This is a genomic window from Isoptericola sp. NPDC056573 (assembly GCF_042793335.1).
In the GTDB taxonomy this organism is placed as follows: domain Bacteria; phylum Actinomycetota; class Actinomycetes; order Actinomycetales; family Cellulomonadaceae; genus Isoptericola.
Genome location: NZ_JBHTUY010000003.1, coordinates 426616 through 450349 on the forward strand (window position 1 = coordinate 426616; position 23734 = coordinate 450349).

The 23734-nt window shown below is 74.7% G+C and carries 23 protein-coding genes; all 23 read left to right on the forward strand.

Annotated features, from left to right (window positions below):
- The first annotated feature begins 12 nt into the window (after positions 1–12).
- The 23 genes from ACFQ8E_RS07125 to dprA all read left to right on the forward strand — a co-directional run bounded on the left by ACFQ8E_RS07125 (position 13) and on the right by dprA (position 23684).
- Complete coding sequence (locus tag ACFQ8E_RS07125; protein ID WP_430549871.1) at positions 13–621, forward strand: TetR/AcrR family transcriptional regulator; 609 nt, start codon at positions 13–15, stop codon at positions 619–621.
- 100 nt (positions 622–721) lie between these two features.
- Entirely contained in the window at positions 722–2404 is a 1683-nt protein-coding gene (locus tag ACFQ8E_RS07130) for an MDR family MFS transporter (protein ID WP_430549872.1), read from the forward strand.
- Positions 2401–2844, forward strand: a complete 444-nt coding sequence (locus tag ACFQ8E_RS07135) for a DUF4233 domain-containing protein (RefSeq protein WP_430549873.1) — start codon at positions 2401–2403, stop codon at positions 2842–2844. Before ACFQ8E_RS07130 ends, ACFQ8E_RS07135 begins: the two co-directional genes overlap by 4 nt.
- Positions 2845–2914: 70 nt before the next feature.
- Complete coding sequence (gene ndk / locus ACFQ8E_RS07140) at positions 2915–3373, forward strand: nucleoside-diphosphate kinase (RefSeq protein ID WP_430549874.1); 459 nt, start codon at positions 2915–2917, stop codon at positions 3371–3373.
- 142 nt (positions 3374–3515) lie between these two features.
- Positions 3516–7097: a chromosome segregation protein SMC gene (gene smc / locus ACFQ8E_RS07145; RefSeq protein ID WP_430549875.1), complete on the forward strand. Its 3582-nt coding sequence runs from the start codon at positions 3516–3518 to the stop codon at positions 7095–7097.
- A gap of 4 nt (positions 7098–7101) precedes the next feature.
- Positions 7102–7428 carry a hypothetical protein gene (locus ACFQ8E_RS07150; protein ID WP_430549876.1) on the forward strand — a complete coding sequence of 109 codons (327 nt, stop codon included), beginning with the start codon at positions 7102–7104 and terminating at the stop codon, positions 7426–7428.
- An 82-nt stretch (positions 7429–7510) separates the two neighbouring features.
- The gene (ftsY, locus tag ACFQ8E_RS07155; protein ID WP_430549877.1) at positions 7511–8677 is read left to right on the forward strand and encodes a signal recognition particle-docking protein FtsY; all 1167 of its coding nucleotides are present in this window, start codon (positions 7511–7513) and stop codon (positions 8675–8677) included.
- Between the two features lie 214 nt (positions 8678–8891).
- Positions 8892–10178, forward strand: a complete 1287-nt coding sequence (locus tag ACFQ8E_RS07160) for an ammonium transporter (RefSeq protein ID WP_430549878.1) — start codon at positions 8892–8894, stop codon at positions 10176–10178.
- Entirely contained in the window at positions 10175–10513 is a 339-nt protein-coding gene (locus tag ACFQ8E_RS07165) for a P-II family nitrogen regulator (RefSeq protein ID WP_430549879.1), read from the forward strand. Before ACFQ8E_RS07160 ends, ACFQ8E_RS07165 begins: the two co-directional genes overlap by 4 nt.
- A gap of 2 nt (positions 10514–10515) precedes the next feature.
- The gene (locus ACFQ8E_RS07170) at positions 10516–12354 is read left to right on the forward strand and encodes an HD domain-containing protein (RefSeq protein WP_430549880.1); all 1839 of its coding nucleotides are present in this window, start codon (positions 10516–10518) and stop codon (positions 12352–12354) included.
- Positions 12355–12408: 54 nt separating this feature from the next.
- Positions 12409–14025 (forward strand): signal recognition particle protein, encoded by a 1617-nt coding sequence (gene ffh / locus ACFQ8E_RS07175; RefSeq protein ID WP_430549881.1) that lies wholly within the window; start codon positions 12409–12411, stop codon positions 14023–14025.
- A gap of 53 nt (positions 14026–14078) precedes the next feature.
- Entirely contained in the window at positions 14079–15182 is a 1104-nt protein-coding gene (locus ACFQ8E_RS07180; RefSeq protein ID WP_430549882.1) for an amidohydrolase family protein, read from the forward strand.
- A 195-nt stretch (positions 15183–15377) separates the two neighbouring features.
- The gene (gene rpsP, locus ACFQ8E_RS07185) at positions 15378–15797 is read left to right on the forward strand and encodes a 30S ribosomal protein S16 (protein ID WP_430549883.1); all 420 of its coding nucleotides are present in this window, start codon (positions 15378–15380) and stop codon (positions 15795–15797) included.
- A complete protein-coding gene (locus tag ACFQ8E_RS07190) occupies positions 15797–16036 on the forward strand; it encodes an RNA-binding protein (RefSeq protein WP_429728397.1) in 240 nt (79 codons plus the stop codon). Before rpsP ends, ACFQ8E_RS07190 begins: the two co-directional genes overlap by 1 nt.
- Before the next feature lie 139 nt (positions 16037–16175).
- Positions 16176–16733: a ribosome maturation factor RimM gene (gene rimM / locus ACFQ8E_RS07195; protein ID WP_430549884.1), complete on the forward strand. Its 558-nt coding sequence runs from the start codon at positions 16176–16178 to the stop codon at positions 16731–16733.
- 1 nt (position 16734) lies between these two features.
- Entirely contained in the window at positions 16735–17556 is an 822-nt protein-coding gene (gene trmD, locus ACFQ8E_RS07200; protein ID WP_430549885.1) for a tRNA (guanosine(37)-N1)-methyltransferase TrmD, read from the forward strand.
- Positions 17557–17725: 169 nt separating this feature from the next.
- Entirely contained in the window at positions 17726–18088 is a 363-nt protein-coding gene (rplS, locus tag ACFQ8E_RS07205; RefSeq protein ID WP_429762293.1) for a 50S ribosomal protein L19, read from the forward strand.
- Between the two features lie 192 nt (positions 18089–18280).
- Positions 18281–19102 (forward strand): signal peptidase I, encoded by an 822-nt coding sequence (lepB, locus tag ACFQ8E_RS07210; protein WP_430549886.1) that lies wholly within the window; start codon positions 18281–18283, stop codon positions 19100–19102.
- A 71-nt stretch (positions 19103–19173) separates the two neighbouring features.
- A complete protein-coding gene (locus ACFQ8E_RS07215) occupies positions 19174–20001 on the forward strand; it encodes a ribonuclease HII (RefSeq protein WP_430549949.1) in 828 nt (275 codons plus the stop codon).
- Positions 19998–20297, forward strand: a complete 300-nt coding sequence (locus ACFQ8E_RS07220) for a DUF2469 domain-containing protein (RefSeq protein WP_013838354.1) — start codon at positions 19998–20000, stop codon at positions 20295–20297. Before ACFQ8E_RS07215 ends, ACFQ8E_RS07220 begins: the two co-directional genes overlap by 4 nt.
- A gap of 147 nt (positions 20298–20444) precedes the next feature.
- Entirely contained in the window at positions 20445–20804 is a 360-nt protein-coding gene (locus tag ACFQ8E_RS07225; RefSeq protein ID WP_430549887.1) for a YraN family protein, read from the forward strand.
- Entirely contained in the window at positions 20804–22339 is a 1536-nt protein-coding gene (locus tag ACFQ8E_RS07230) for a YifB family Mg chelatase-like AAA ATPase (RefSeq protein WP_430549888.1), read from the forward strand. Before ACFQ8E_RS07225 ends, ACFQ8E_RS07230 begins: the two co-directional genes overlap by 1 nt.
- Positions 22332–23684: a DNA-processing protein DprA gene (dprA, locus tag ACFQ8E_RS07235; RefSeq protein WP_430549889.1), complete on the forward strand. Its 1353-nt coding sequence runs from the start codon at positions 22332–22334 to the stop codon at positions 23682–23684. The genes ACFQ8E_RS07230 and dprA overlap by 8 nt, the downstream gene beginning before the upstream one ends.
- Positions 23685–23734 lie beyond the last annotated feature (50 nt).

The window sequence follows — 23734 nt, forward strand, 5'->3', positions numbered from 1 at the left end:
CATGATTGTCCGGTGACTCCTCCCGCCGGCGACCTCGGACTGCGTGAGCGCAAGAAGCGCGCGCGCACGGACGCGATCGTCGACGCCGCCCAGCGCCTCGTGCTCGAGCGCGGCCTGGACGCCGTGACCGTGGAGGAGATCGCCGAGGCGGCCCAGATCTCTCCCCGCACGTTCTTCAACTACTTCGAGTCGAAGGACGACGCGGTGCTCGGCCAGGGCTCGTTCGAGCTGAGCGCCGAGATCCGCGAGGCGTTCGCGGCCGGCGGGCCCCACGGACGCCTCGTGGCCGACCTCGAGGTGCTCGTCCGGTCCCTGCTCGAGGCCTTCGCGGGCCCGGGGCAGCACCACGGCGAGCAGGTGATGGAGATCCTGCAGCTGGAGCCACGGCTGCTCGGCCGGCACTTCGCCTGGTTCGAGCGGCACAAGACCCAGGTCGTCGCCCTGTTCGAGCGGCGGCACGAGGCGGCCCCGTTGCCCGCCGACCCCGAGATGTGCGCCATGGTCGTCTTCGTCGTCACGCGAGCCGCGATGGACGACTGGGCCCGCGCCGGTCACGAGGGCGACGTCGGCGACCACGTGCCGCACGTCGTCGGCCAGCTCGCCGCCATCCTCACGTCGTGACCCCCGGGTGCCCGCCGGCACCCGCGCACGTCGTCACCCGAAGCATCCCCGCCCCCGTCACTACCCCGGCGCCCCGTGCGCCGCCGATCCGAGGTGTTCCATGAGCCATGCCGCTCCCGCCGCGCCGGACAAGCCGCTCGTCGTCCTGACGCAGCGCACCGTCTGGCTGATCTTCGGCGCCCTGATGGCGTCGATGTTCCTGTCCTCCCTCGACCAGACGATCGTCGGCACCGCGATGCCCACGATCGTCGGCGAGCTGAACGGTGTCGAGCACCAGGGGTGGGTCATCACGGCCTACATCCTGGCCGTCGCCATCGGCATGCCCCTGTACGGCAAGTTCGGCGACCTCATGGGCCGGCGCTGGCCGTTCCTCGTCGCGATCGGGCTGTTCACCCTCGCCTCCGTGGGCGCCGCGCTCTCGCAGAACATGATCGAGCTCGTCCTGTGGCGCGGGGTCCAGGGCCTCGGCGGCGGCGGCCTGATGATCCTGTCGCAGTCGATCATCGCCGACATCGTGCCGGCGTCCGAGCGCGGCAAGTACATGGGCCCGCTCGGTGCGCTGTTCGGCATCTCCGCCGTCCTCGGGCCGCTCCTCGGCGGGTGGCTCACCGAGGGCCCGGGCTGGCGCTGGACGTTCTGGATCAACCTCCCCGTCGGCGTCGCCGCGTTCGTCATCGCGTGGTTCGCGCTCAAGCTGCCCTCCCACCGCTCCTCCCGTCCGATCGACTGGGCCGGGATCGTCACGATGGCGGTGGCCACCACCGGCATCGTGCTCGTCACGAGCTGGGAGTCGCTCTCCTCGAGCGGCTACGACTGGACCGACTGGCGCCTGTCCGGGCTGGTCGTGCTGACGCTGGCCGCCGTGGCCGGGTTCATCGTGGCCGAGACGCGCGTCGCCGAGCCGCTGATCCCGCTGCGCCTGTTCAAGAACCGGACCTTCACGATCACCACGCTCATCGGCCTGGTGCTCGGCATGGGCATGTTCTCGGCGATGGCGATGATCCCGACGTTCCTGCAGATGTCGACCGGCGCCGGCGTGACCGAGTCCGGCTGGCTGATGCTCCCGATGATGGCCGGCATGATGCTGACCTCGATCGTGTCGGGCATCGCGATCTCCAAGACGGGGAAGTACAAGGCGTACCCCGTGGTCGGGCTGATCGTCGTCGCGCTGGCGATGGTGTGGCTGACGACCCTGTCGGGCGACATGTCCATGTGGACGTTCGGCGCGATGATCTTCACGCTCGGCGCCGGCATGGGCCTGGTGATGCAGACCGTCGTGCTCGCGGTGCAGAACGCCGTCGACCCGCACGAGCTGGGCACCGCCACGAGCTCCAACAACTTCTTCCGCGAGATCGGCGCCGCCACGGGCACGGCCCTGTTCACGACGATCTTCACCACGCGGCTCACCGACAACCTGCAGGGCGTGTTCGCCGGCGTGCCGGGCGGCGCGGCCGGTGCGGGGGAGTCCAGCCTCACCCCCGCCCTCGTGCAGCAGCTGCCCGAGCCGCTGAAGACCGGCGTCATCGACGCCTACGCCGACGCCCTGGCGCCGTCGTTCTGGTACCTGCTGCCCCTGATCGTGCTGGGCCTGGTGCTCGCCCTCTTCCTGCCCGTGATCAAGCTCTCCGACGTCGCCGGCATGGTGGCGCGCGGCGAGGCGGTCGCCGACCCGGCCAGGGCGGGGGCGCTCGACGAGCTGCCGGTCGCCGACGGCGCGTCCGAGGTCACCTCCGACGAGGACGGTCCCGGCACCCGCGAGCGCGCGGATATCGTGGGGTCGTGAGCAAGAAGGACGACCGTCCCCGCCCGGGGGACCGCATCAAGCCCCGCAAGCCCGCCAAGGTGCAGTTCACGTCGATGATGCTGCAGCTGGAGGCGTTCGTGGTGCTGTTCGCCGGCGTCGCCCTCTACGGGCTGCGGAACACCGGCTACGAGCGCGGCCCCCTGGTGATCGAGTCGCCGCTCGCCCTGTGGCTCGTGATCGGCGTGCTGTTCGTGGTGCTGCTGGTGATGTCCCGCATGGTCGGGACGCCGCTGGGGTACTACGCGGGGACGGTCGTGCAGGTGCCCGTGCTGGCGATGGGCCTGCTGCTGCCGATGATGTTCGTGGTCGGTGTGGTGTTCGTCGCGATGTGGGTCGTCTCGATGCGCCTGGGCGGACGCATCGACCGCGAGCGCGCGGAGTACGACGCGCAGCACCCGGAGACGGCGCCGAACCTCTGACCGGCCGCGCCGGGGTCGTCGGGCGGTCGGGCGTACGGGGCACGGCACGGGCGCCGATAGGCTCTCCGCCATGACCGACGTCGCAGACACCCCCCTGCCCGCCGAGCCCGCCATCGAGCGCACCCTGGTGCTCGTCAAGCCCGACGGCGTGCGCCGCGGCCTGTCCGGCGAGGTGCTGCGGCGCATCGAGGCGAAGGGCTACTCGCTCGTCGCCGTCGAGCTGAAGCAGGCCACGACCGAGCTCCTCGCCGCGCACTACGCCGAGCACGAGGGCAAGCCGTTCTACCAGCCGCTCGTGGACTTCATGCTCTCGGGCCCGACGCTCGCCGTCGTCGCCGAGGGCCAGGGCGTCATCCCGGGCTTCCGTTCGCTGGCGGGGGCGACCAACCCCACCGAGGCGGCCCCCGGCACCATCCGCGGCGACCTCGGTCGTGACTGGGGCCTCAAGGTGCAGCAGAACCTGGTGCACGGGTCCGACTCGCCCGAGTCCGCGGCCCGCGAGATCGGCCTCTGGTTCCCGAACCTCTGAGCGCTCGCACGTCTCGCACGACTCACGCACGACGTCGCACGGCCGGGCCCGCACGGGCCCGGCCGTCGGCGTGTCCGGACGTCTCCGGGCGGGACCGGCGTAGTTCCGCGGATCGGCGGGATCCGGCGGTTAGGCTCGCCGGGTGCACCTCAAGACGCTCACGCTCCGCGGCTTCAAGTCGTTCGCCTCGGCGACGACGCTGAGCCTCGAGCCGGGCATCACGTGCGTCGTCGGGCCGAACGGCTCGGGCAAGTCGAACGTGGTCGACGCGCTCTCCTGGGTGATGGGGGAGCAGGGCGCCAAGTCGCTGCGCGGCGGCAAGATGGAGGACGTCATCTTCGCCGGCACCGCCGGCCGTCCGCCGCTCGGCCGGGCCGAGGTGTCCCTCACGATCGACAACACCGACGGCGCCCTGCCGATCGACTACACCGAGGTGACGATCACCCGCACGCTGTTCCGCAGCGGCGGGTCGGAGTATGCGATCAACGGCAGCTCCTGCCGGCTGCTCGACATCCAGGAGCTGCTGAGCGACTCCGGCATCGGCCGCGAGATGCACGTCGTGGTGGGTCAGGGGCAGCTCGACGCCGTGCTGCGCGCCACCCCCGACGACCGGCGCGGCTTCGTCGAGGAGGCGGCCGGCGTCCTCAAGCACCGCAAGCGCAAGGAGAAGGCGCTACGCAAGCTCGAGGCGATGCAGGGCAACCTCGCCCGCCTCACGGACCTCACCGCGGAGCTGCGCCGTCAGCTCGGGCCGCTCGGACGGCAGGCGGAGGCGGCGCGCAGGGCCCGCACCGTCCAGGCCGACCTGCGCGACGCGAAGGCCCGCCTGCTCGCGGACGACCTGGCCCAGCTCACCGCCCAGATGGCCCAGGAGCGGGCCGACGAGGCGGCGCTGCGCGAGCGGCAGCAGGAGACGGAGCAGGGCCTGGAGCGGGCGCGGGAGCACCTGGCGCGGCTCGAGGTCGCGGCGTCCGCCGCGGTCGCGGACGCCGGCCGCGCGGCCGACGCGTTCCACGCGCTGAGTGCGCTGCGCGAGCGGCTGCGGGGCCTCGCCACGCTCGCCGACGAGCGGGTGCGGCTGCTGGGTGCCGCCGAGCCGGAGCACCGGGGGCAGGACCCGGCCGACCTGGAGGCCCAGGCCGAGCGCGCGCGGGCCACGGAGGCGGAGCTGACCCGCGAGGTCGAGCTCGCGCGCGCCGCGCTCGACTCCGCCGTCGCCGCCCGCACCGACGCCGAGAAGGCCGCGGACGCCGCGGAGCGCGAGCTCGCGACCCTGCACCGCGGCGCGGCCGACCGCCGCGAGGGCCTCGCCCGGCTCTCGGGGCAGGTGGCCGCGCGCCGCAGCCGCGTCGAGGCCGGCGACGCCGAGCTCGAGCGCGTGCGCGAGGTCGTGGCCGAGGCGGAGCGCCGGGCCGAGGCGGCGGCGCGCGAGTTCGGCGCGCTCGAGGTGCAGGTCGTGGGTGCCGAGGAGGGCGAGGAGGACCTCGACGCCCGGCACGAGGAGGCGACGACGGCGCTGGCCGAGGCGCAGGAGGCGGTGGGAGACCTCGAGGCCCGCGCGGCCGAGGCCGAGCGTGACCGCGCCACCTGGAGCGCGCGCGTCGAGGCCCTCGAGCTCAGCCTGGACCGCAAGGACGGCGCGGGGGCCCTGCTCGCGGACGCCGCGCCCGGCGTGCTCGGCTCGGTCGCCGCGTTGCTCGGCGTCGAGCCCGGCTACGAGGACGCGGTGACGGCCGCGCTCGGCCCGGTCGCGGACGCCGTGGCCGTGCGCGACCTCGGCGCGGCGGTCGACGCGCTGCGCCGCCTGCGCGACGACGACGCCGGCCGCGCCGGGCTCGTCGTGGGCGGCGCGGACGACGGCCCGTCGGGGCCGACCGCCGTCCCCGCCGACCTGCCCGACGGCGCACGCCGCGCGGCCGACGTCGTCACCGTGGCGGGGCCCGCGGCCGCGCCGTTGCGCACGCTGCTGCGTGACGTGGTCGTCGTGGACGACCTGGCCCAGGCGCGCGCCCTGGTCCAGGCGGCGCCCGCCGTCGTCGCCGTGACGCGGGCGGGCGACCTGCTGGGCGCCACGCGGGCCTGGGGCGGCTCCGCGGCCGCGCCGAGCGTGCTGCACCTGACGTCCGCGCTGGACGAGGCCAAGGAGGGGCTCGACGACGCGGCGGCCCGTGCCGAGCGGTGCCGCTTCGAGCTGGTCGGGACGCGCGAACGGCTCGAAGCGGCGCAGGCCGCCCACGACGACACCCTGGCGCGGCTGCACGAGTCGGACGCGGCGCTCGCCGCCGTCGCGGAGCAGCTCGGCACGCTGGGCTCGGCGCACCGGTCCGCGCTCGCGGAGGCGGAGCGGCACCGCGCGACGCTGGCACAGGCGGCGGAGCGCCGGGAGGCCGACGAGGCGGAGCTGGCCGAGCTGGCCCGTCGCCTGGAGGTCGCGGAGGCCGAGCCGGCGCAGACCCAGGAGCAGGTCGCCGAGGCGCAGGCGGCCCGCGAGACGACGCAGGCGGCCGCCACCGAGGCGCGCGCGGCCGAGACGGAGGCGCGCCTCGAGCTGCGCACCGGCGAGGAGCGGGCGCGCGCCGTCGCCGGCCGTGCGCAGGGCCTCGCGCGGGCCGCGGCGCAGGAGCGGGCCGCCCGCGAGAAGGCGGAGCGACGCGCGGTGCAGCGCGCGGCCGAGGCACGGACGGCGGCCGGCGTGCGCGACGACGCGGGCACGGCCCTCACCGTGCTCGCCCGTTCGATCGAGCGCGCCCAGGCCGAGCGCGCCGCCGCCGACGAGGAGCGCGCCGCACGGCAGCAGGAGCTCGAGGCGGTCCGCGTCGACGCCGACCGGCTCGCGGGCGAGCTGCGCGACCTCACCGACGTCGCGCACCGCGACGAGGTGGCGCGCGCCCAGCAGGTGGCGCGGCTCGAGCAGCTGCGGGCCCGGGCGGTGGACGAGCTCGGCAGCGACCCCGACGTCCTGGTCGAGGAGCTCGGCCCCCACCACGACGTGCCCGTGGCGCGCCCCGCCGACGCCGCCGAGGAGGACCCGGACCCGGAGCCCGTGCCCTACGTGCGGGCGGAGCAGGAGAAGCGGCTCGCGACGGCGGAGCGTGCGCTCGCCCGCATCGGCGCGGTCAACCCGCTGGCCCTGGAGGAGTTCGCGGCGCTGGAGGAGCGGCACCAGTTCCTCACGGAGCAGCTCGCGGACCTCAAGAAGTCGCGCCAGGACCTGCTGCACATCGTCGAGGAGATCGACGAGCGGGTGCAGCAGGTCTTCGCGGAGGCGTTCCGCGACACCGCGGAGCAGTTCGAGCGGGTCTTCGGCCGGCTCTTCCCGGGCGGCGAGGGGCGCCTGGTGCTCACCGACCCGGGTGACCTGCTCACCACGGGCATCGAGGTCGAGGCGCGCCCGGCGGGCAAGAAGGTCAAGCGGCTGTCGCTGCTGTCCGGAGGGGAGCGGTCGCTGACCGCGGTCGCGTTCCTCGTGTCGATCTTCAAGGCGCGCCCCAGCCCGTTCTACGTGATGGACGAGGTCGAGGCGGCGCTCGACGACGTGAACCTGGGCCGCCTGCTGGAGATCTTCCGCGAGCTGCAGGAGGACTCCCAGCTCATCGTCATCACCCACCAGAAGCGCACGATGGAGGTCGCGGACGCGCTGTACGGCGTGACGATGCGCGGCGACGGTGTGACGACCGTCATCTCCCAGCGGATGCGCGAGACCGTCGATGCGCGGGGAGAATAGCGCCATGCTCACGTTCGTCCTCTGGGTCCTCGGGTCCCTCGTTCTCGCCGCGGTGGTGTTCCTCGTGGCCAACGTCATGGAGCGTCGTGGGGGTCAGGACGACGAGGCACCCGGCCTCGGTCGCTTCTTGCGCGACTTCCGGTCCGGGCTGCGGCGCAAGCGCGTCGCGCCACCTGCCCCGGTCGAGACCGGGATGGACGAGTTCTTCGCCGCGACGATCGAGGACGCACCGGGCTACGTCGACCCGGAGGAGCTCACCGACGCGCTGCACCGGGCACGCCTGCAGGCCCGCAGCTCGTGGCACGTGGGGACGGTCCGCAAGCCGGAGTGACCCCCGCCCGTGGGTCCGGCGGTGAACCCGGCGGCGACCCGGGTCGCGCGGCGCGGTCGTGCGCTTCTGGGAGACTGTGCGCGTGACTGATCTGCTCTGGCTCTGGATCCTTCTTGGCGTCGTCGTCGTGGTCGGCGGCGGCGCCGCCCTGCTCGTCCCGCGGTCGCGCCGCCGTCGCCTCGACGAGCAGGTCGACCGGCGCGACGAGGGCACGACGACGGTCGCGCCCGCGCCGGGACGGCCCGCCCCCGAGGCGGCCGCCGCGGAGCCCGAGGTGGCGGAGCCGGCGGCCCCCGCGCTCGAGACGCCGGAGCCGGTGGCCGGCCGCCTGGTGCGCCTGCGCGACCGGCTCGCACGGTCCGGGTCGCCGCTCGGTGCGCGGCTGCTCAGCGTCCTGTCGCGCGACCACCTCACCGAGGACGACTGGGAAGAGCTCGAGGAGACGCTGCTGCTGGCCGACATCGGCGCCGGCCCGGCAGAGGAGCTCCTCGAGGCCCTGCGCACCCGCGTGCGCGTGCTCGGCGTGCGCGACCCGAAGACCGTGCGCGACCTGCTGCGCGAGGAGCTGCTCAAGGTCGTCGACCCGGCGCTGGACCGCGAGGTCGCCACCACCGGCCCGGTCGGCGAGGACGGCACGCGGCTGCCCGCCGTCGTGCTCGTCGTGGGGGTCAACGGCACGGGCAAGACGACGACCGTCGGCAAGCTCGCCCGCGTGCTCGTCGCGGAGGACCGGTCGGTGGTGCTCGGCGCGGCCGACACGTTCCGCGCGGCGGCGGCCGACCAGCTGCAGACGTGGGGCGCCCGCGTGGGCGTGGAGACCGTCCGTTCGGACCGGGACGGCGCCGACCCGGCCGCCGTCGCGTTCGACGCGGTGCGGCGCGGCAAGACCGAGGGCACGGACGTCGTCCTCGTCGACACCGCCGGCCGCCTGCAGAACAAGGCGGGCCTCATGGACGAGCTCGGCAAGATCACCCGCGTCATCACGCGGGAGGCGCCGCTCGCCGAGGTGCTGCTCGTGCTCGACGCCACCACCGGGCAGAACGGCCTCAACCAGGCGCGCGTGTTCGGCGAGGTCGCGGGCGTGACCGGCATCGTGCTCACCAAGCTCGACGGCACCGCCCGCGGCGGCATCGTCGTGGCCGTGCAGCGCGAGCTCGGCGTGCCGGTCAAGCTCGTGGGCCTGGGGGAGGGGCCGGACGACCTGGCGCCGTTCGACCCCGAAGAGTTCGTCGACGGCCTGCTCGGCTGACTGGGATCGGCTGACTGGGATCGGCTGAGCGGGATCGGCTGACCGGGGCGACGGCTCCGCCCGCCGACGCGGCTCACCGGGCCCCGTTAACGCAAAGTTGACGCGTGGCGAGGCCTTGTCACACCCGCGAAACACCAGGAGAGTCCAGGCGAAACCCCGCCCGACCACGGTAGTGCCCGACCCGGCCGCCCGGCTGGTGAGGGAGGAACAACTCATGGAGCTGGACACCGGAGCAACCGCGTGGATGCTGATGTCGGCATCTCTCGTGCTCCTGATGACCCCTGGACTCGCGCTCTTCTACGGCGGGATGGTGCGCGGCAAGTCCGTGCTGAACATGATGATGATGTCGTTCGGCGCGATCGCCGTCGTCGGCGTCGTCTACGTGCTGTGGGGCTGGTCGATGTCCTACGGTGCCGACCTCGGCGGGATCGTCGGCAACCCGTTCGACCAGTTCGGGCTGTCGGGCGCGATCTACGACGCCGCCGGTGAGTTCGTGATCGACGACTTCGGCGTCCCGGGCATCGTGGGCGTCGGCTTCCAGGCGACGTTCGCCATCATCACCGTCGCGCTGATCTCCGGCGCGATCGCGGACCGCGCCAAGTTCGGCACCTGGATGGTCTTCGTGGCCGTGTGGGTGACCCTCTGCTACTTCCCGATGGCGCACATGGTCTGGGGCGGCGGCCTGCTGTCCGGCGACGGGCCGTTCGCGTCCATCGCGACGCCGATCGACTTCGCCGGCGGCACCGTGGTGCACATCAACGCCGGTGTGGCCGCCCTGGTCCTCGCCCTGGTGGTGGGCAAGCGCAAGGGCTTCGGCTCCGAGCCGATGCGCCCGCACAGCCTCCCGCTCGTCATGCTGGGCGCCGCCCTCCTGTGGTTCGGCTGGTTCGGCTTCAACGGCGGTTCCGCCTTCACGGCCGACGGCTTCGCGGGCCTCGCGTGGGTCAACACGACGGTCGCGACCGCGGCCGCGGTGCTCGGCTGGCTCCTGGTGGAGCGGCTGCGCGACGGCTCTGCGACGTCGCTCGGCGCGGCGTCGGGCGTCGTGGCGGGCCTCGTCGCGATCACCCCGGCCGCCGGCTCCGTCAGCCCCGTGGGCTCGATCGCGGTCGGTGCGATCGCGGGCGTGCTCTCCGCCTTCGCGGTGGGCCTCAAGTACAAGCTGGGCTACGACGACTCGCTCGACGTCGTGGGCGTGCACCTCGTCTCCGGCCTCTGGGGCACGGTCTCGATCGGCTTCCTCGCCACCGAGACGGGGCTGTTCTACGGTGGCGGCCTGAACCAGCTCGCCGTCCAGGCGATCATCGCCGTCGTCGCGATCGTCTTCTCCGGCATCATCACGTACCTCATCGCGATCGCGCTCAAGGCGGTCATGGGCTGGCGGGTCTCCGAGGAGGCCGAGGTCGGGGGCATCGACCTCGCGGTGCACAGCGAGTCCGCCTACGAGACCGTCCCGCAGGGTTCCGCCAGCGGCCAGATCAAGAGGGAGATCCGCGCATGAAGCTCGTCACCGGAGTCGTCCAGCCCCACCGCCTGGACGACGTGAAGTCCGCCCTCGAGGCCGCGGGCATCCGCGGCATGACGGTCAGCGAGGCCAGCGGCTACGGCCGCCAGAAGGGGCACACCGAGGTGTACCGGGGCGCCGAGTACACGGTCGACCTGGTGCCGAAGGTCCGCGTGGAGGTCCTCGTCGCGGACGAGGACGCGCCCACCGTCGTGGACGTCGTCGTCAAGGCCGCCCAGACCGGCCGGATCGGGGACGGCAAGGTGTGGACCACGACGCTCGACGACGTGGTGCGCGTGCGCACCGGCGAGCACGGCGACGCGGCCCTCTGACCGTGCTCCCGGACGACCAGCCGGGCGCGACCGAGCCCCGCACCCCGGACGCCGGGGTGCGGGGCTCGCGCGTCGACGCCGGCGCCGGCGCCGCGGTGGGCCCGCTGCGCGCGGACCTGCTCGCCACCGCCGACGGCCTGACCGGCCCCGGCCGGTCGGGCGTGGCGCGCCGCACGGCCCTGCAGCAGCTCGTCACCGACCGGCTCACCCCCCTGTTCGAGGCGGCCACGGCCGACGTCGACCCGTCGGGCCTCGCGCTCGCCGCCGTCGGCAGCCTGGGCCGCGGCGAGCTCGGTCCGTTGTCGGACCTCGACCTCGTGCTCGTGCACGACGGGCGCACGCACAAGCCCGACGAGCTCGCCCGCGTCGCCGACGCCCTGTGGTACCCGCTGTGGGACTCCGGCGTGGACGTCGACCACGCCGTGCGCTCGCTGAGCCAGACCCGCCGCCTCGCCTCCACCGACCTGCCGGCCGCCGTCGGCTGGCTCGACGTGCGGCCCGTGGCGGGGGACGCCGTCGTCGTGCACCGCGCGGCGTCCGCCATCCTCACGGACTGGCGCTCGGCGTCGCGCCGCCGCCTGCCCGAGCTGCTGCACAGCGCCCGCGACCGGGCCGAGCGCGCGGGGGAGCTGGCGTACCTCATCGAGCCGGACCTCAAGGAGTCGCGCGGGGGCATCCGTGACGCCGTCCTGCTGTCGGCGCTCGCGGCCACATGGCTCACCGACCGTCCGCACGGCAGGGTCGACCGGGCGTACGCGCACCTGCTGGACGTGCGGGACGCAGTGCACGTCGTGACGCGCCGCCGGTCCACGAAGCTCCTGCTCGCCGACCTGGACGAGGTGGCCGCCCGCTGCGGGCACGACGACCCGGACGAGCTGCTGGCCAGCCTCGCCGAGGCGGGGCGCGAGATCTCCTACGCGCTGGACTCCACGGTGCGCCGCGCCCGCCAGGCGCTGCAGCGGCCCGCGGTCCGCCGGCCGGTCATGGTCCGGGGTCGCCGGTCCGCGCCGCGGCTGCGGTCGGTGGGCGACGGCCTCGTGGAGCACGACGGCGAGCTGGTGCTGGCCGTGGGCGCGCAGCCGGCCGACGACCCGCTGCTGCCCCTGCGCGCGGCAGCCACCGCGGCGCGCACCGGCCTCGTGCTCTCGCCCGTGACCGTCCAGTCCCTGGCGGAGTCGCCGCCCCCGCCCGAGCCGTGGCCGTCCGCCGCGCGGGCCTCGCTGCTCACCCTGCTGGGCGCGGGCCCGGCGCAGGTGCCGGTCTGGGAGGCGCTCGACCTGGCGGGCGTGGTCACGACCTGGGTCCCCGAGTGGGCCGGGGTGCGCAACCGACCCCAACGGGCCGCGATCCACCGGCACACGGTGGACCGGCACCTGGTGGAGACCGCGGCACGCGCCGCCAAGCTGCGCCGCCAGGTCGCCGCCGACGGGGGCGTCCCACCGGCGCCGACCGAGGTGCTCCTGCTGGGCGCCCTGCTGCACGACATCGGCAAGCGGCGGGGCGCCGTCGAGCCCGACCACTCCGTGGAGGGGGCGCGCATCGCCCCCGGCATCGTGCGCCGGACGGGGTTCGGCGACGCCGTGGCGCGCGACGTCGGGATCGTCGTGCGGCACCACCTCACCCTCGCGCGGCTGGCGACGACCGCCGACCTGGAGGACCCCGCCACGGTGGCGGAGCTCCTCGACGCGCTCGAGCACCGCGGGGACCTGCTGGAGGTCGTGCGCGTCGTCACGGAGGCGGACTCGTCGTCGCTGGGCCCGGCGGGGTGGACGGCCTGGCGCGCGAGCCTGGTGGACGACCTCACCGGGCGGGCGCGCCGGGAACTCGCCGGTGACCGGTAGCAGACCGGTAGGGTAGGTGGCTGCAACGACCGAATCTCTGTGAGGACCTGCCTGGTGTTCAACTCCCTGTCGGACCGGCTCACCGCGACGTTCAAGAACCTGCGCGGGCGGGGCCGGCTCTCCGAGGCGGACATCGACGCGACCGTGCGCGAGATCCGCCGGGCTCTCCTCGACGCCGACGTCGCCGTGCCCGTCGTGCGCGAGTTCACCGCCGCCGTGCGCGAGCGCTCCCTGTCGGCCGAGGTGTCGGGCGCGCTGAACCCGGCGCAGCAGGTCGTGAAGATCGTCAACGACGAGCTCGTGGCGATCCTCGGCGGCCAGACCCGGCCGCTCCGGTTCGCCAAGACGCCGCCGACGGTCATCATGCTCGCGGGTCTGCAGGGTGCCGGTAAGACCACCCTCGCCGGGAAGCTGGCGCTGGCGCTCAGGGAGCAGGGCCACACCCCGCTGCTGGTCGCCGCCGACCTGCAGCGTCCGAACGCGGTGACCCAGCTCTCCGTCGTCGCGGAGCGGGCCGGGGTGCCGGTCTACGCGCCGCACCCGGGCAACCAGGGCGCCGAGACGGACGTCGTCATCGGCGACCCGGTGGGCGTGGCCCGCGACGGCGTCGCCGAGGCGAAGGTCAAGCAGCACGACGTCGTCATCGTCGACACCGCCGGCCGCCTGGGCGTCGACCAGGTGCTCATGCAGCAGGCCTCGGACATCCGCGACGCCGTGCAGCCCGACGAGGTCCTGTTCGTCATCGACGCGATGATCGGCCAGGACGCCGTCGCGACGGCGAAGGCCTTCGAGGAGGGTGTCGACTTCACCGGCGTCGTCCTGTCCAAGCTCGACGGCGACGCGCGCGGCGGTGCCGCCCTCTCGGTGGCGACGGTGACGGGCCGCCCCATCATGTTCGCCTCGACCGGTGAGAAGCTCACCGACTTCGAGGTCTTCCACCCCGACCGCATGGCGTCGCGCATCCTCGACATGGGTGACGTGCTCACCCTCATCGAGCAGGCCGAGAAGGCCTTCGACGCCGAGGAGGCCGCCAAGATGGCGGCCAAGGTGGAGAAGGGCGAGGACTTCACCCTGTCCGACTTCCTGGTGCAGATGCAGCAGATGAAGAAGCTCGGCTCCATGAAGAAGATGCTCGGGATGATGCCGGGCATGGGGCAGATGCGCGAGCAGCTCGAGAACTTCGACGAGCGCGAGGTCGACCGCGTCCAGGCGCTCATCCAGTCGATGACGCCCGCCGAGCGCGACAACCCCAAGCTCATCAACGGCTCGCGGCGCGCGCGCATCGCCCGCGGCTCCGGCCAGACGACGACGGCCGTCAACCAGCTGCTCGAGCGGTTCGGTCAGGCGCAGAAGATGATGCGCCAGATGAGCAAGGGCGGCGGGATGCCGGGGATGCCCGGCGGCGTCCCCGGGATGCCGGGCATGCCCGGCGGCGGCAAGAAGGCGCGCGGCAAGCAGGCGCCGGCGAAGAAGGTCAAGGGCAAGTCGGGCAACCCCGCGAAGCGGGCGCAGCAGGAGCGCGAGGCCATGCAGCGCGCGCTCGGCGGTCCCGCCGCGAAGCCGTCCTCGCCGGGCTCCGCGTTCGGCATGGGCGGCGACGAGCCCGCCGAGCAGGACCTCTCGAAGCTCCAGCTGCCGGACGGCCTCGACAAGCTGCTCGGCGGGCGCTGAGGCGTACGGACCGGCGTCCACGGCTCGGCCTCCCGACTCGGTAACCTTCGACCATGTCTGCCCCGCACGTCCCGCTGCACGTCACCGGCCACGTCCTGCTCGGCCACGATCGCGACGTCGGCGAGATGTGGGTGCGCGACGGGCGCGTGAGCCTCACCCGGCCGTCGCCGCAGGGCAGCGCCACCCGCGAGCTCGAGGGCTGGGTGCTGCCCGGCCTGGTGGACGTGCACTGCCACGTGGGCCTCGGCCCCGACGGCGCGGTCGACCACGAGACGGCGGAGGCCCAGGCGGTCGCCGACCGGGACTCCGGCGTCCTGCTCGTGCGCGACGCCGGCTCGCCCGTGGACACCTCCTGGGTCCAGGAGCGCCCCGACCTGCCGCGGCTCGTGCGCGCCGGCCGGCACCTGGCCCGCCCCAAGCGCTACCTGCGGCACTTCGGGCTCGAGCTCGACGACGTGGGAGCGCTCCCCGACGCGGTGCGCGCCCAGGCGCGCGGCGCGGACGGCTGGGTCAAGCTGGTCGGGGACTGGATCGACCGCGAGGCGGGCGACCTGGGCCCGCTGTGGCCCCGGGACGTGCTCATCGAGGCGGTCGCCGCCGCGCACGCGGAGGCCGCGCGCGTCACGGTGCACGCCTTCTCCGAGGAGGTCGTGCCCGACCTGCTCGCCGCGGGCGTGGACGGCATCGAGCACGGCACCGGCGTCGTGGGCCCGCTCGTGGACGAGGTCGCGGCGCGGCGCATCCCCGTGACCCCCACGCTGCTCCAGGTGGCCCGCTTCGAGGAGATCGCCCGGCAGGCGGAGGGGAAGTACCCCGAGTACGCGGCGCGGATGCGGCGCATGCACGCCCGCCGGTACGAGCACGTGCGTGCGCTGCACGAGGCGGGCGTGCCCCTGCTCGTCGGGACGGACGCCGGCGGCACGCTCGGGCACGGGCGCGTCGTGGACGAGTGCGCCGAGCTGGTCGCGGCCGGCATCCCGGCCGCGGACGTCGTCGCGATGGCGACCTGGCGGGCGCGCGAGCTGTTGGGCTTCGGAGCGCTCGTCGAGGGGTCCAGCGCCGACCTGGTGGTGTACCCCGCCGACCCGCGCGAGGACATCGAGGTGCTCCGCCACCCGACCGCCGTCGTGCTGCGCGGGCAGGTCGTGCGGGGCTGACCCGCCACGGCGGGCGGGCGAGAGGTGCGTCACCGAGGTTGGAGCGGGCGTGCCGGGTCTGGCACAATGTCCGGGTACTCGGCGTGCCCAGGCCCCTCTCTCCTGCGCAGGTCGCGTCCAGACCTCCGGACACCGCCAGGACCCCACCCGGCGGCGCGTGAGGTCGCCCCACCAGAACCAGGAGACACCACCACAGTGGCCGTCAAGATTCGTCTGAAGCGCCTCGGCAAGATCCGGGCCCCGTACTACCGCGTCGTCGTGGCCGACTCGCGCTCCAAGCGCGACGGTCGTGTCATCGAGGAGATCGGGAAGTACCACCCGACCGAGGAGCCGTCGTTCATCGAGATCAAGTCCGAGCGCGCGCAGTACTGGCTCGGCGTCGGCGCGCAGCCGACCGAGCAGGTCGCCGCGCTGCTCAAGATCACCGGTGACTGGCAGAAGTTCAAGGGTCTTCCGGGCGCCGAGGGCACCCTCAAGACCAAGGCCGTGAAGGCCGACAGCGCCGCCGCGGTCGAGGCCGTCGCCGCCGAGGCCGAGAAGGCCAAGGCGAAGGCCGCCGAGAAGAAGGCCGACGAGCCGGCGGCCGAGGCCACCGAGGCTGAGGCCGAGGCCTGATGCTCGCCGAGGCCCTCGAGCACCTGGTGCGCGGCATCGTGGACAACCCGGACGACGTCCGGGTGGCTTCGCGGACGCAGCGCCGGGGCGACCTGCTCGAGGTGCGGGTGCACCCCGACGACCTCGGCCGCGTGATCGGCCGGGGCGGACGGACGGCGAAGGCGCTGCGCACGGTGGTCGGCGCGCTCGCGACGGACGGCCCCGTGCGGGTCGACGTCGTCGACGTCGACCGGCGCTGACGCGTGCCGCACCCGCTGCCGTAGCTCTGACGAGGCCCGGTCCCACTGCACGGTGGGGCCGGGCCTCGTCGTCTGCCGCGAGGCATGCTGGGACCGGTGGTCACCGGGCCGACGAGAACAGATCGAGACAGGAGTGGTCATGCAGCTGGTGGTGGCGCGCGTCGGGCGGGCGCACGGGCTCCGTGGCGAGGTCGGGCTCGACCTGCGCACGGACAACCCCGAGGAGCGGCTCGCGGTGGGGCTCACCCTCGCGACGGAGCCGGCCGATGCCGGACCCCTGACGGTGACGGCCGCGCGGGTGCACCAGGGCCGCTGGCTCGTGTCCTTCGCCGAGGTGGCGGACCGCACCGCGGCCGAGGCGCTGCGGGGCGTCGAGCTGGTCGTCGAGGCCGACGTCTCCGACGAGGACGAGGCCTGGTACCCGCACGAGCTCCAGGGGCTGCGCGCCGAGCTCGAGGACGGGACCGTGGTCGGCGAGGTGACCGGTCTCGAGCACCTGCCCGCGCACGACGCGCTCGTCGTGCGGGAGGCCGGCGGCGAGCGCACGCTCGTGCCGTTCGTGCACGCCATCGTGCCGGTGGTCGACGTCGCGGGCGGCCGCGTGGTCCTGACGCCCCCCGGCGGGCTGCTCGCCCGGGACGCCGACGCGGTCGTCGTCGACCGGGCGGGCGGCGAGACCGAGCAGGGCGAGGCCTGACGTGCGCGTCGACGTCGTCTCGATCTTCCCCGACTACCTGGCCGCGCTCGACCTCTCGCTGGTCGGCAAGGCGCGCAGGGCGGGGCTGCTCGACCTGCGGGTGCACGACCTGCGGGACTGGGCCACCGACCGGCACCGCACGGTCGACGACACCCCGTTCGGCGGGGGAGCGGGCATGGTCATGCGTCCGGACGTCTGGGGCCGCGCGCTCGACGACGTCCTGCCGGCGGACGGCGGCGGGCACCTGGTGGTGCCCACGCCGTCGGGCGACGTCTTCACGCAGCGGCACGCGGAGGCGCTCGCGACCGAGGAGCACGTGGTCTTCGCGTGCGGGCGGTACGAGGGCATCGACGCGCGCGTCGCCGAACGCACCCGCGCCGCCGGCCACCGGGTCAGCGAGCTGTCCATCGGCGACTACGTGCTCAACGGCGGGGAGGTGGCCGCGCTCGTGATGATCGAGGCGTTCGGCCGGCTGCTGCCGGGTGTCGTGGGGAACCCGCACTCGCTGGTCGAGGAGTCGCACGGCGCGGCCGGGCTGCTGGAGTACCCGGTGTACACGAAGCCGCCGGAGTGGGAGGAGCTCGAGGTGCCCGAGGTGCTCCTGTCCGGCCACCACGCCCGGATCGAGCGCTGGCGCCGCGACCGGGCGCTGGAGCGGACGGCCGCGCGGCGGCCCGACATGGTGGCCGCGCTCGACCCGACGGCGCTCGACAAGGCCGACCTGGCCGTCCTGTCCGGCCTGGGCTGGGACGTGCGTGACGGACACCTCCGCCCCGCGGCGGGGCCCGGGCCGGGAGCCGTGCCGGGACGTATGGCAGAATAGGGCGCTGGTGTGTTCGCCGACCCGGCCTCTGCCACAGGGGAGGTCATGACGGGCTGCTGGTCAGCCCGCCGGTCGAGGAGCCGACGCACCCACCGATACGTCAGACATCGCGCGCCCGCGGGCGCGCCACGATCTTGCTCCTGACCTGTGGCAGAGCGGGGAGAACATCATGCACACGCTCGACTCCGTCGACGCAGCCTCGCTGCGCTCCGACGTCCCGGACTTCCGCGCCGGCGACACCGTCAAGGTCAACGTCAAGGTCGTCGAGGGCAACCGCTCGCGCGTCCAGGCGTTCCAGGGCATCGTCATCGCGCGCCAGGGCGGCGGCGTCCGCGAGACGTTCACCGTCCGCAAGATCAGCTTCGGCGTCGGCGTGGAGCGCACGTTCCCCCTGCACGCCCCGACCATCGACTCGATCGAGGTCGTCTCCCGCGGCGTCGTCCGCCGGGCGAAGCTGTACTACCTGCGCAACCTGCGCGGCAAGAAGGCGAAGATCCGCGAGAAGCGCGAGACCGCGCCGACCTCGAAGTGAGGCCGTGCGTCGTGACGCACCGCGTCGCGACGCCTTGACGCGAACCCCGGACGGGCGGTCCTGCCGATGGCAGGGCCGCCCGTCCGTCGTCTCCGAGCCGGGGACGTCGTGCGCGCACGGGCGTCCTCCGGGGCGTCTGGGGGCCCCGCCGCGGGTTTCGCCGTGGACGGTGACGAGTGAAAGAGTGAGTCCGTGGCAGACTCCGATCCCGTGACCGACCGGCCCAGCGCGCGCGAGCCCCGTCCCCACGACCCCGCGGGCAGCGGCTCCGGCGACGGGGTCGAGGGCTTCGACGCCGTGGTCGGGGCGGGACGCCCCGCGACCGCCGCGGGCGGCGCCCCGAGCCGTGGGCTCGGGGTCCTGCGTGAGACCGCGATCATCGTGGTCAGCGCGCTGGTGCTGTCGTGGCTGATCAAGACGTTCCTGGTGCAGGCGTTCTTCATCCCCAGCGGCTCGATGGAGGACACGTTGGAGATCGGGGACCGGGTGATGGTCTCGCGCATGGTGCCGGACGTGTTCGACGTGAACCGGGGCGACATCGTGGTGTTCAAGGACCCGGGTGGCTGGTTGCCGCCGTACGAGCCCCCCGAGCGGACCCCGGTGGGGCAGGCGGTGACGAACGTGCTGACGTTCGTGGGGCTGCTGCCGCAGGAGACGGGCGACCACCTGATCAAGCGGGTCGTCGGGACGCCCGGGGACCACGTGACGTGCTGCGACGACCAGGGTCGCGTGAGCGTCAACGGGGAGCCGATCGACGAGGAGTCGTACATCAAGCCGGGCTCGGTGCCGAGCCAGGACCCGTTCGACACGGTGGTGCCCGACGACATGCTGTTCGTCATGGGGGACAACCGGCAGAACTCGCAGGACTCCCGCTACAACACGGGCAAGCCCGGCGGCGGGTTCGTGCCGATGGAGAACGTCGTCGGGTCGGCGTTCGCCACCGTGTGGCCGCTGGGTGACGCGAAGCTCCTGCGCAACCCGGGCGACGTCTTCGCGAAGGTTCCGGAGCCGTGACGTCGCTCGTCGAGCCGGGCGTCGAGGAGGACGCCGTCCAGCCCGTCCGGGCGACGTCCGGTCCGGAGACGGTGCGCCGGCCCACGCCGCCCCGCCGCCGCACGGCCAGCGGCGGCGCCAAGCAGCGCCGGAGCCCGACCCTGCGCCAGGAGCGCGCGCTGCTCACGGGCGGCGCGCGGCTGGTCGCGGGCATGGACGAGGTCGGGCGCGGCTCCCTCGCCGGGCCCGTGAGCGTGGGGGTCGTCGTCGTGGACGCGGCGACGCGGACGGCGCCCCAGGGGCTGACCGACTCGAAGCTGCTCACCCCGGCGGCACGGGTCGCGATGGTGCCGCAGCTGCAGCGCTGGGGTGTCGCGTGGGCCGTCGGGCACGCGGGGCCGGCGGAGATCGACGCCCACGGCATCGTGGCCGCGCTGCGGCTCGCCGGGCGGCGGGCGCTGGCCCAGGTCCGCCGGACGTGCGGCGACGTGGACGTGGTGCTCCTCGACGGTTCGCACGACTGGCTGAGCCGGGGCGACGTCGACCTGTTCGAGGCCGCGGCCCTCGACCCGCTCGGGCCCGAGGCGCCCGAGCCGGGGGTGCGCACCCTCGTCAAGGCGGACCTGCAGTGCTCCTCGGTCGCGGCCGCGAGCGTGCTCGCCAAGGTGGAGCGCGACGGGCTGCTCGTGCGCCTGGCGCGCCAGTACCCGGCGTACGCGTGGGACCAGAACAAGGGCTACTCGGCGCCCGCCCACCTGGACGCGCTGCGGCGGCTCGGCCCGACGCCGCAGCACCGCCGGTCGTGGAACCTGCGGGCGCTGGCCGACGACGGCGCGGGCGACGTGCTGCCGGGCACGACGGTGGGCACGCTCGACGTCGGTCTCGCCGATGTGGCACCCGATGGGAGGATGGCCCCGTGAGCGCCGAAGACCTCGAGAACTACGAGACCGAGATGGAGCTCGCGCTGTACCGCGAGTACCGCGACGTGGTGGGCCTGTTCTCGTACGTCGTGGAGACGGAACGACGGTTCTACCTCGCCAACCAGGTGGACCTGCAGGTGCGGTCCGCCGCCGGCGAGGTCTACTTCGAGCTCCGACTGGCCGACGCCTGGGTCTGGGACGTCTACCGCTCCGCGCGGTTCGTGAAGTCGGTGCGCGTCGTGACGTTCAAGGATGTCAACGTGGAGGAGCTCGCGAAGGCCGAGCTCGCCCTCTAGCTTCCTCGCCGTCCCGGGATGCCACGAGGCGTCCCGAGGCACGGACCCTGCCCCCAGGTCGCACCGGCCGCTCCCCGTCCACAGCCGACGGTCCGCGCGCGCGTCGTCCTCCGCGGCGACGCGAGGCTTCCCCGCGGAGGTGGTTCGATGCGGGCGAAGGACGCCGTCGGGCGGTACGGGGAACGGGTGGCGGCGCGCCACGTCGAGGCGCAGGGCCTGGAGGTGCTCGAGCGCAACTGGCGCGGCACGGGAGGCGAGCTCGACCTCGTCGCGCGCGACGGCGACGTGCTGGTCGCGATCGAGGTGAAGACGCGGCGCGGCATCGCGTTCGGGCACCCGGCGGAGGCGGTGACGGCCGCCAAGCTGTCCCGGATCCGCAGGCTCACGGGGCAGTGGCTGGCCGAGCACCGGGACGTGCGCTGCCGCGAGATCCGGGTCGACGTGGTGGCGGTGGTGCTCCCGAGAGCGGGTGCCGCGCAGGTCGAGCACCTCGTGGGGGTGCTCTGATGGGGCTCGGGACGACGGCGGCCGTCGCCCTCACGGGGCTGACCGGGCACGTCGTGGAGGTGCAGGCGCAGCTCGCGGCGTCCGTGCCCGGCTTCACGCTGGTGGGGCTGCCGGACACGGCGCTGAACGAGTCGCGCGAGCGCGTGCGGGCCGCGGTGCTCTCCACCGGCATCAAGTGGCCGCACCGCAAGATCACCGTCAACCTGTCGCCCGCCTCGCTCCGCAAGTCCGGTTCGTCGTTCGACGTCGCCATCGCCGTCGCCGTCCTCGCCGGGGACGGCGTGGTGCCCGGGTCCGGGCTGGACCGGGTGGTGCACCTGGCGGAGCTGGGGCTCGACGGTCGCCTCCAGCCCGTGCGCGGGGTGCTCCCCGCGGTCGCCGCGGCCGTCGAGGCGGGCTGCCCCGACGTCGTCGTCGCGACCGGGGACGCGGACGAGGCACGACTGGTCCCCGGGGCACGCGTCCACGCGGCGTCGAGCCTCGCCGAGGTGGTGCTGCTGCACGGCGGCGAGCTCGCGGAGCCGCCGGTCCTGGAGCCTGTCCGGGCGGCGCGGCAGACCGTGCAGCGCCGGTCACCAGGGGACCTCGCGGAGGTGGTGGGGCAGGTGCAGGCGCGGATGGCGCTGGAGGTCGCCGCGGCAGGCGGGCACCACCTGCTCCTGGTCGGGCCGCCGGGCGCGGGCAAGACCATGCTCGCCGCCCGCCTGCCGGGCATCCTGCCGGACCTCACGCCGTCGGAGGCCGTCGAGGTGACGGCGGTGCACTCGGTGGCCGGGACGTTCGACCCCGGGAACGGGCTCCTGACCCGGCCGCCGTTCGAGGACCCGCACCACACGGCCACCCCGGCGGCGATCGTCGGCGGAGGCAGCGGCCTCGCCCGGCCCGGGGCGGTGTCCCGAGCACACCGGGGGGTGCTGCTCCTCGACGAGGCGCCCGAGTTCCCGTCCCGCGTGCTGGAGACGCTGCGCCAGCCGCTCGAGCAGGGAGAGCTGGTGCTGCACCGCTCCGGCGGCGCCGCCCGCTACCCCGCCCGCTTCCAGCTGGTGCTGGCGGCGAACCCCTGCCCGTGCGGGATGGCGTCGGTGAACAAGGGGCTGGACTGCTCCTGCACCCCGACGGCGAAGCGGCGGTACTTCGGTCGCCTGTCGGGGCCGCTGCTCGACCGGGTCGACCTTCAGGTGGAGGTCCTGCCCGTGACGCGGGCGGAACGGACGGCCCGGTCGGAGGGGGAGGCGTCGGCCGTGGTCGCGGCGCGGGTCGCCGAGGCCCGGGCCGCGGCGCGCGAGCGACTGTCGGGGACGCCCTGGACGACGAACGCCGAGGTGGCCGGGCGGTGGCTCCGGGAACGGTCGGGGGCGCCGGGCGTGCTGCGGCCGATCGAGCAGATGGTGGACCGGGGCGTGCTGAGCCTGCGTGGGGCCGACCGTGTGCTGCGGATCGCGTGGACCCACGCCGACCTGGCGGGGCGCGTCGCGCCGACGGCCGACGACGTCTCCACGGCCGTGACGATGCGCACGAGGGGGAGCCATGCGTGAGCTCGAGGTGCCCCCGGGCGTGGCGCAGGACGCGGCGCCGGCCATGAGCGCGTCGCGGTCCCGCGGCGCCGAAGGGCTGCCCTTCGCGACGGACGACCCGACGCTCGCCCGCGCCGCGTGGAGCCGGCTGGCGGAGCCGGCCGACGCGGTGGCGGGCACGCTCGTCGCGCACCTCGGCGCCCCAGCGGCGCTGGAGTGGGTCGTCGACGCGGTCCGCGACCCGGCGCGCGCCCTGCGGGGGTCGGCGGTCGAGCCGCTGGGCAGCGCGGTCGCGGCCGACCGGCTGATGGAGGGAGTCGCCCGGTGGGCGCCGCGGCTCGAGCGGCTGGACCCGCGGCGGGAGCTGCGGGTCCTCGAGCGGCTCGGCGGCACGCTGCTGGTGCCGGGGGACGGCCGATGGCCGGCAGGCCTCGCCGCGCTGGGTCCGGAGGAGCCGTTCGCGCTCTGGGTGCGGGGGGATCCGGACCTGGCGGCCGCGACGGCCCGATCGGTCGCGCTCGTCGGTGCGCGGGCGTCCAGCGCCTACGGGGACCACGTGGCGGCCGACCTCGCGGCCGGGGTGGCGGACCGCGGCTTCGCCGTCGTGTCCGGAGGGGCGTACGGGATCGACGCCGCCGCCCACCGCGGCGCGGTCGCGGGAGGCGCCCTGACCGTCGCGGTGCTCGCCGGGGGCGTCGACCGCTTCTACCCGCCGGGCAACCAGGACCTGCTGCGCCGGCTCGCGGACGGCGCGGGGGCGGTCGTGAGCGAGGTGCCGCCCGGGTCGGCGCCGTTCAAGCAACGCTTCCTGGCCCGCAACCGGATCATCGCCGCGGTGTCGTGCGCGACCGTCGTGGTGGAGGCTGCCTGGCGTTCGGGGGCGCTGTCGACGGCCCGCCACGCGACGCGGCTGCTGCGCCCGCTCGGCGTCGTGCCCGGCCCGGTGACGTCGGGTACCTCGACCGGGTGCCACGCGCTCCTGCGGGACGGGGCGGCGGTCTGCGTGACGGATGCCGCCGAGGTGGCCGAGCTCGCCGGTCCGTACGACGCCGACGCGACCCCGGCGCAGGCTCCGCCCGAGGGGACGTCCGCACCCGGGCGCGCCGGTGGCGAACGTTCGCGCCGGCGGATCCCCGCGGAGGTCGAGGCGCTCGGCGAGCACGCCCGTCTGGTGTGGGACGCGCTGCCCGCGCGGGGCGCCGCAGCGACGGACGCGTTGGCGCGCACGGCCGGGCTCGCCCCGGGCGAGCTGCTCGCCGGGCTCGGTGCCCTGGAGCTGCACGGCCTCGCCGGCCAGGAGGGCGGCCGGTGGCGCAGGGTCCGCCGCGACGCCGGCGAGGCGGGCAGGGGGAGACCGCCGAGCTGAGGCGGCGGCGCCGGGAGCACGTCGAGGTCCGGCCGGGTGGCGGGTCACGT

What these genes read in the sequence shown, in the direction of transcription:
- ACFQ8E_RS07165 (WP_430549879.1), top strand. Translation starts at nt 10,175, where the DNA reads ATGAAGCTCGTCACCGGAGTCGTCCAGCCCCACCGCCTGGACGACGTG.
- ACFQ8E_RS07130 (WP_430549872.1), top strand. Translation starts at nt 722, where the DNA reads ATGAGCCATGCCGCTCCCGCCGCGCCGGACAAGCCGCTCGTCGTCCTG.
- ACFQ8E_RS07190 (WP_429728397.1), top strand. Translation starts at nt 15,797, where the DNA reads ATGCTCGCCGAGGCCCTCGAGCACCTGGTGCGCGGCATCGTGGACAAC.
- ACFQ8E_RS07150 (WP_430549876.1), top strand. Translation starts at nt 7,102, where the DNA reads ATGCTCACGTTCGTCCTCTGGGTCCTCGGGTCCCTCGTTCTCGCCGCG.
- rimM (WP_430549884.1), top strand. Translation starts at nt 16,176, where the DNA reads ATGCAGCTGGTGGTGGCGCGCGTCGGGCGGGCGCACGGGCTCCGTGGC.
- ACFQ8E_RS07225 (WP_430549887.1), top strand. Translation starts at nt 20,445, where the DNA reads ATGCGGGCGAAGGACGCCGTCGGGCGGTACGGGGAACGGGTGGCGGCG.
- ndk (WP_430549874.1), top strand. Translation starts at nt 2,915, where the DNA reads ATGACCGACGTCGCAGACACCCCCCTGCCCGCCGAGCCCGCCATCGAG.
- ACFQ8E_RS07230 (WP_430549888.1), top strand. Translation starts at nt 20,804, where the DNA reads ATGGGGCTCGGGACGACGGCGGCCGTCGCCCTCACGGGGCTGACCGGG.
- dprA (WP_430549889.1), top strand. Translation starts at nt 22,332, where the DNA reads ATGCGTGAGCTCGAGGTGCCCCCGGGCGTGGCGCAGGACGCGGCGCCG.
- ACFQ8E_RS07180 (WP_430549882.1), top strand. Translation starts at nt 14,079, where the DNA reads ATGTCTGCCCCGCACGTCCCGCTGCACGTCACCGGCCACGTCCTGCTC.
- ACFQ8E_RS07160 (WP_430549878.1), top strand. Translation starts at nt 8,892, where the DNA reads ATGGAGCTGGACACCGGAGCAACCGCGTGGATGCTGATGTCGGCATCT.
- rplS (WP_429762293.1), top strand. Translation starts at nt 17,726, where the DNA reads ATGCACACGCTCGACTCCGTCGACGCAGCCTCGCTGCGCTCCGACGTC.